Source organism: Aeromonas sp. s9 (assembly GCF_040907765.1).
In the GTDB taxonomy this organism is placed as follows: Bacteria; Pseudomonadota; Gammaproteobacteria; order Enterobacterales; family Aeromonadaceae; genus Aeromonas; species Aeromonas caviae.
This window is the reverse complement of the sequence record NZ_JBFOCK010000060.1, coordinates 1-6234: the sequence shown is the minus strand read 5'-3', so window position 1 is coordinate 6234 and position 6234 is coordinate 1. Positions and strand designations below refer to the sequence as shown.

Below are 6234 nucleotides of genomic sequence, written 5' to 3'. Positions count from 1 at the left end.
GACTCCACAAGAAAAGATCGCCATCGTGCAGCAGACCTTTGAGCCCGGGATGACCGTCTCTCATGTTGCTCGCTTGCACGACGTCAACGCAAACCAGCTTTTCAAATGGCGTAAGCAATTCCAAGAAGGGTCTCTCACGGCGATCACCGCCGGTGAGGATGTTGTTCCTGCTTCCGAGTTGGCTGCTGCCATCAAGCAGATCCGAGAGCTTCAGCGTCTGCTCGGGAAGAAGACCATGGAGAACGAGATCCTCAAAGAAGCCGTGGAGTATGGTCGAGCAAAAAAATGGATTGCGCATGCGCCCTTGTTGCCGGGGGACGACGATTAAGTGCTGTGAGCCAGGCTCTTAATGTATCGCGTGCGCAGCTATCCGTTCGTGTTCATCGAAAACCGGGTTGGCAAGATGGTCGTCATCATCGCCAGCGTGATGATGCAGCCTTACTTGGCCGTATCATGGAGGCGATGGCAGAGCTTCCCTCCTATGGCTATCGCCGGGTCTGGGCGCTGTTACGGCGTCAGTCTGAGGCAACAGAACAACCTGTGGTAAACGCTAAGCGGGTATATCGCGTCATGCGCGAACATGGCTTGCTGCTGGAAAGAAAACCAGCTGCACCATTGGCCCAGCAGGCACATAAGGGGCGTGTTGCCGTCAAGGAGAGCAATCGACGGTGGTGCTCAGATGGCTTCGAGTTTCGCTGCGATAACGGTGAAAAACTACGTGTCACGTTCGCCATGGATTGCTGCGATAGGGAAGCGTTGGACTGGGCGGCCAGTACTGGGGGTTACGATAGTGACACTGTGCAAGATGTCATGCTGAGGTCTGTCGAACATCGCTTTGGGGATTCGTTGCCGGCATCACCGGTGGAGTGGCTGACTGATAATGGCTCGGCGTATCGAGCCCATGAGACCCGCGCGTTTGCACGAGAAATCGGGTTGGAGCCCAGAACGACAGCAGTGAGAAGCCCACAGAGTAACGGTATAGCGGAGAGCTTCGTGAAGACGATGAAGCGAGACTATATCGAGATGATGCCAAAACCGGATAGCCGAACAGCGGTAGGCAATTTGGCTATCGCGTTTGAGCATTATAACGAGCACCACCCGCACAGCGCCTTGGGATACCGTTCACCACGGGAATTTCTGCGCAGTCGGGTATCACAACCCTAAGCGGGAAAAAGTGTCTGGACCTATGGGGTCAAATCCAATCCACTGGCCACTGTCGCCATCTCTTACCCCTTGCCCGGCGGCCCTGAGCCTCTGACCCCACGACCTTCTCCTTTACTTCTTTCCCCCGCTTTTCTGCTTGCTCACCTTGTTCGCGACGGGTCTGGATAAAGGCCTTGGTACCGCAGAGCCACGGCCCTGCGCCAGGCCTCCCCTGCCCTTCATCCCATCACACTGGCGCCATATAGCCACCCGGGTGGGCCGACGATCTCTCCCGCTTCCCCTGCGCGCGGGCCCAGTGGCTCGTCCCCCCAAGAAAACAGCGAAAAACGGGGCTTCCGGCCACCCAAGGCCCCATGAAGATCGCCCCCCCATTTTCCCGCCTTCCCCCCTTTCCTTCCATGCTCCTTTGACGGCCCTTTTGTCGTTTTTTCGTACTCTTTTTGCTCCCATCCTGTTTGGGATGAGCAGAAAATTGAGACTTCATCGGATAACCCTGGCTGGCAACAGCCTTGCAGACTGAGGTTAGGGCACAAGTCGTGAGAAAACATGACATGGGATGACAAAACCTGGCTATCGGCCACCAACTTCCCTATGACGACATCAATTGGCACATCCCGCAGGCCATTTTGCTGCCGAAAAATGGAAATCACCACAAAGACCCCAATCGAAACCATCAAGAAGAGAGTCATAAAAACAACATAACTCAATGAATTTAAAGACTTTATATGCCTCCACTTTCACTAGCATCACCATAAAACCCTTCTCAGGACAAAAAACGCCCTTAAACTTGGGAAAATGCGGCCATATTTCACCACCAAACCATTTTTGCCTCATAATTACATTTTTCGTTGTTTTATCGTTCTGTTGTGGTATCTTGGTTCCATCATGAGCCAACCAAGGGAGATAAAATCATGAAAGAGTTCGTAGTTACCGCCGTTTTCACCGTGTTTTTCACTCTGGTTGCCGTCTCCATGCCGTCGCTGGCACAGCTCTAAGTCGGTCAATCAGCCTTCTGCCACCTCTGCACCAGAGGGGTGGTTCAAAAAACAGACTGCAACATGGGTTTTTGACGCGCTCTGGCAAAGGATGATGCCAAGCCATCATTGAGTGCGATCTGCGCACACAAAACGACCTCGTCGACATCCATGCCATCTTTCAAGGGGAGCCCGGGCTCCCCTTGTCGCATCTCCCCCTGCCCGTCACAATGGCCGCTGGATTTGCCACGCAGGAACCACCATGACTCAGGATGCCTTGCGCCACTGGCGCCGCGACCTTCATCGTCACCCCGAAGCCGCCTGGTGTGAATTTCGCACCACCACCCTCATCGCCCAACACCTCAGTGAACTCGGTTTCTCCATCATGCTGGGGGATCAACTGCTCGCCAGCACCCTCATCATGGGACGGGAAATAGACGTCGAGGCCCAGAAGGCCCGTGCCCTGCACCAGGGGGCGCATCCGGAGTGGCTGACGCGGATCGACGCACTCACCGGCGTGATGGGACTCTGGGAGAGCGGGCGCCCCGGCCCCACCCTGGCGTTTCGCTTCGATATCGATGCGGTGGAGGTCGAAGAGAGCCAGGAGGCGTCACACCTGCCCGGCCAGGGAGGCTGGCACTCCGCCAACCCGGGCTGGATGCACGCCTGTGCCCACGATGGCCACACCGCCATCGGGCTGGTGCTGGCCGAGCGGATCGCGGCCCTCGCCGATCGCCTCACTGGCCGCATCAAGCTCTTCTTCCAGCCGGCTGAAGAGGGCTGCCGAGGCGGCAAGGCGCTGGCGGCAGGGGGGCAGCTCGACGACGTGGACGCCCTGCTGGCACTGCACATCGGCATTCACGCGAGCAGTGGTGAGCTGGTGGTCAACCCCACCGAGTTTCTCTGTTCAACCAAATTCGACGTGGAGTTCATGGGGCAAGCCGCCCATGCGGGGCTCGAGCCCAACGCGGGCCACAATGCCCTGGCGGCGGCCTGCATGGCCACCACCGCCATGCTCGGCATTCCCCGCCATCGGGACGGCATGACCCGCATCAACGTGGGGCAGCTCAACGGCGGCAGTGGACGCAACGTCATCCCGGGCCATGCCCGCCTGATGGGGGAGACCCGTGGCGCGACGCCGGCCCTCAACGACTACATGTTCAATCAGGTGCAGCAGATTGTGGAGGGGGCGGCCCTGATGCAGGGCGCGACCTACCACATCCGCAAACAGGGGGAAGCGATCGGCATCGAGAACAGCCCAGCCCTCATCGAGGAAATCGTGCCTCTCGCAGAGGGGATCTCCCTTGATACCATCCACACCCGCCGCTTCGGGGCCAGCGAGGATGCCGGTTTCCTCATCGAGCGGGTACAGCAGCACGGCGGCGAAGCCGCCTATCTCATCCTGGGAGCCAACCTCGCGGCCCCCCACCATCATCCGGAGTTCGACTTCGACGAAGCCGTGCTGGCCCCCGGAGTGGCCTTGCTGGAGGCCTGGCTGCTCGCCCGCCTCGGCCGCTAGCAGACGCCGGATGCAAACAAGGCAGCCCATGGGCTGCCTTGTTTTTTTACACCCTTGCGGGCATAGAGGACCTACTCTCCCAGCACGATCGCACAGAGATGGGCGAAGTGGTGGATCTCGTGGGTCGCCTCGCACGGGCCTGTCTCCCGTCCCGGGTTGTACCAGCAGGTGGCAAGCCCCTGGGCGGCGGCACCGGCGATGTCGGTCTTGGGATTGTCCCCCACCATCAACACCCGCGCCGGGCTCGGCTGACCCATCTGCGCCAGGGCATGCTGGAAGATGGCCGCCGCCGGCTTGGTCACTTGCACCTCGTCAGAGATAACGAGAGGCTCAAACCAGCTGTTCCAGCCCAGTTTGTCGAGGCGCCCGCGCTGGGGCAGGCTGAAGCCGTTGGTGATGATCCCCATTCTGACCTTGCTCTTCAGGGCCTGCAGGGTCTCCTCCACCCCCTCCAGCGGCACGCTCAGGGCGATGATCTGCTGCAGGAAGGTCTCGTTCATCGCCATGGGCGCCACGTTGACCTGCTCGGCAAAGAGCGAAAAACGGGTCTGCTGCAGGTGGGTGGCGTCAATCTCCCCTGAGTTGTACTGCTGCCAGAGCCGCTGGTTGAGGGCATGGTACTCCGCCATCTTGGGGGGAGTCGGCGCCACGCCGTAGATCTGCAGGGTCCGCTCCAGCGCCCTGGCGACCGGAAAATCGAGCAGGGTTTCGTCCAGATCGAACAGCACCCAGTCATAGCTTGCTTGTTTCACGCTTGTCCTTATTGATTGTGCTTGGCCACGTTGTCATGCGTCGGGCGCACCCATCCCCAGAGGGCTGTCGAGCAGGGTCAGGGTCAGCCTGACACCAAAGCCGGTTACCTCGCTGCCCACCACGCCATTGCCCCCCTTGTTGCGAAAACCACTCAGGTCGAGGTGCAACCAGGGAAGCTCGGCGGGCACGAAGCGCGTGAGAAAACGGGCGGCATCGATGTGATCCGGGGAGGCGCCCGGCGCGCACTGTAACAGATCGGCCCACTCGCTATCGAGGTTGTCATCGTAATCCTCGTCCAGGGGGAAGGGCCAGACTCGCTCCCCGCTCTGCTGTCCCAGCGCGATCAGAGTGGTGAGCCACTCGGGGCGGTTGGTGAAGGCGCCGCTGTAACGGCTGCCGAGCGCCCGTTTGCAGGCGCCGGTCAGGGTGGCATAGTCGATCAGCAAGTCGGGTTTGTCCCCGGCCGCCAGGGTCAGGGCATCCGCCAGCACCATGCGACCCTCGGCGTCGGTGTCCACCACTTCGATGGTGGTGCCGTTGAGGGCGGTCACCACCTCACCGGGCCGGAAGGCCTGCGGGCCGATGTGGTTCTCGGCGATGGCGAGCCAGCAGTGCACCTCAACGGGGAGTTTCGCCCGGCTGATGGCCAACAACGTGCCAAGGGCCACCGCGCTGCCCCCCATGTCCAAGTGCATGCCATACATGCTGCCACCGACTTTCAGGTTGTAGCCACCGGAGTCGTGGCAGATCCCCTTGCCCACCAGCGCAACGCGGCGCACCGGGTTGGCCGGACAGTAACTGAGCCTGACGATGGCGGCCTGACCGTCCGCCGAACCACGGGCCACCGCCAGGAAGGCGCCAGCCCCCTTCTGTGCCAGGGTCGTCTCATCAAACTCCTGCCACTGCCACCCCTCCTGCTGCGCCAGCTCCCGGGCATAGGCCCGGTAATGACGGGCATTGAGCTCGGACGCTGGCAGCACCGCCAGGTGGCGAGCCAGACCATTGCCTTCGGTTTCTGCGCTCAGGCGGGCCATGTCCAGTTCGCAAGGGGGGGAAAGTTGCAACTGCTGATAACCCGGTCTTGTCGCCTCACTCCGTTTCTGGGTCGGCAGGGTCACATCGGCGGCGAGCAGGCAGGCGAGCACCACCCTTGCCAGTTGGGCGCGATGCTCATCGTCAAAGCCCTCCAGATGGAGCGCCAGGTGCGTCGCCTTGAGGCCCGCCAGCGAGCCCACCCAGCTGCGCACCTGCTTGTAGAGCCGATGATCCAGGACCGGGCGGGCATCCATGAAGATCACCCGTTGCAGCCCCTGACTGTCGTCGAGGGAATAGGGGGCCTTCTGACCCAGGGCTATCTGGGTTGCCACGGCGGCAAAGGGAGGCGTCGCCAGCAGGGTATCGCGCGCTGAGTCGGCAATGAGCAGGAGTTTGACGGCAGCCGGCCCTGCCATTACTTCGGCGAGGGAGGTGCTCTGCATCGTGATTTGGGGAGAAGAATAGCTAAAAGGGGTCATCACAGGGTGCGGCCTCATCCATGAACAGAAAGCAGGATGATACCGAACAAATGGCGAGAGGGATCGGAAAAACACACATTATTGTGTGCAAGCAACAGATGCTGGAGGGGATCAGAGAGGTAATGCAGAAGAAAATCAGTCAGAAGTTGGTTGCGGGGGCCGGATTTGAACCGACGACCTTCGGGTTATGAGCCCGACGAGCTACCGAGCTGCTCCACCCCGCGTCCGAATTGTATTGCCACCACAAAAAGCAGAGCAGTTGCTTCTTGCTGTCTTCGTTTCCACCGCAGGCGCTAGCGCTTGCCATGAA

Annotated in this window: 4 protein-coding genes and 1 tRNA gene; 2 read left to right on the top strand and 3 right to left on the bottom strand. The window is 60.4% G+C overall.

From position 1 onward, the window contains the following. Both AB5Y54_RS11210 and AB5Y54_RS11205 read left to right on the top strand, forming a co-directional pair. A protein-coding gene (locus tag AB5Y54_RS11210) for an IS3 family transposase (RefSeq protein ID WP_368153775.1) occupies nt 1–1164 on the top strand; the annotation gives its coding sequence in 2 pieces (ribosomal slippage) (nt 1–278 and nt 278–1164; 1165 coding nt annotated over the 2 pieces). This gene is flagged as partial in the annotation. 1236 nt (nt 1165–2400) lie between these two features. Continuing rightward, a complete protein-coding gene (locus AB5Y54_RS11205; protein WP_104452963.1) occupies nt 2401–3657 on the top strand; it encodes an amidohydrolase in 1257 nt (418 codons plus the stop codon). A 71-nt stretch (nt 3658–3728) separates the two neighbouring features. Here the strand turns inward: AB5Y54_RS11205 and yjjG are convergent, their stop codons facing one another. From yjjG to AB5Y54_RS11190, 3 genes are all read right to left on the bottom strand, one after another. Continuing rightward, nucleotides 3729–4409, bottom strand: a complete 681-nt coding sequence (gene yjjG / locus AB5Y54_RS11200; RefSeq protein WP_010674855.1) for a pyrimidine 5'-nucleotidase — start codon at nt 4407–4409, stop codon at nt 3729–3731. 33 nt (nt 4410–4442) lie between these two features. Next, nucleotides 4443–5927 carry a leucyl aminopeptidase family protein gene (locus AB5Y54_RS11195; RefSeq protein WP_104452964.1) on the bottom strand — a complete coding sequence of 495 codons (1485 nt, stop codon included), beginning with the start codon at nt 5925–5927 and terminating at the stop codon, nt 4443–4445. Between the two features lie 144 nt (nt 5928–6071). After that, a tRNA-Met gene (locus AB5Y54_RS11190) sits at nt 6072–6148 on the bottom strand. Between the last annotated feature and the right edge of the window lie 86 nt (nt 6149–6234).

Coding starts and splice junctions, on each gene's coding strand:
- AB5Y54_RS11205 (WP_104452963.1), top strand. CDS start 2,401: ATGACTCAGGATGCCTTGCGCCACTGGCGCCGCGACCTTCATCGTCAC.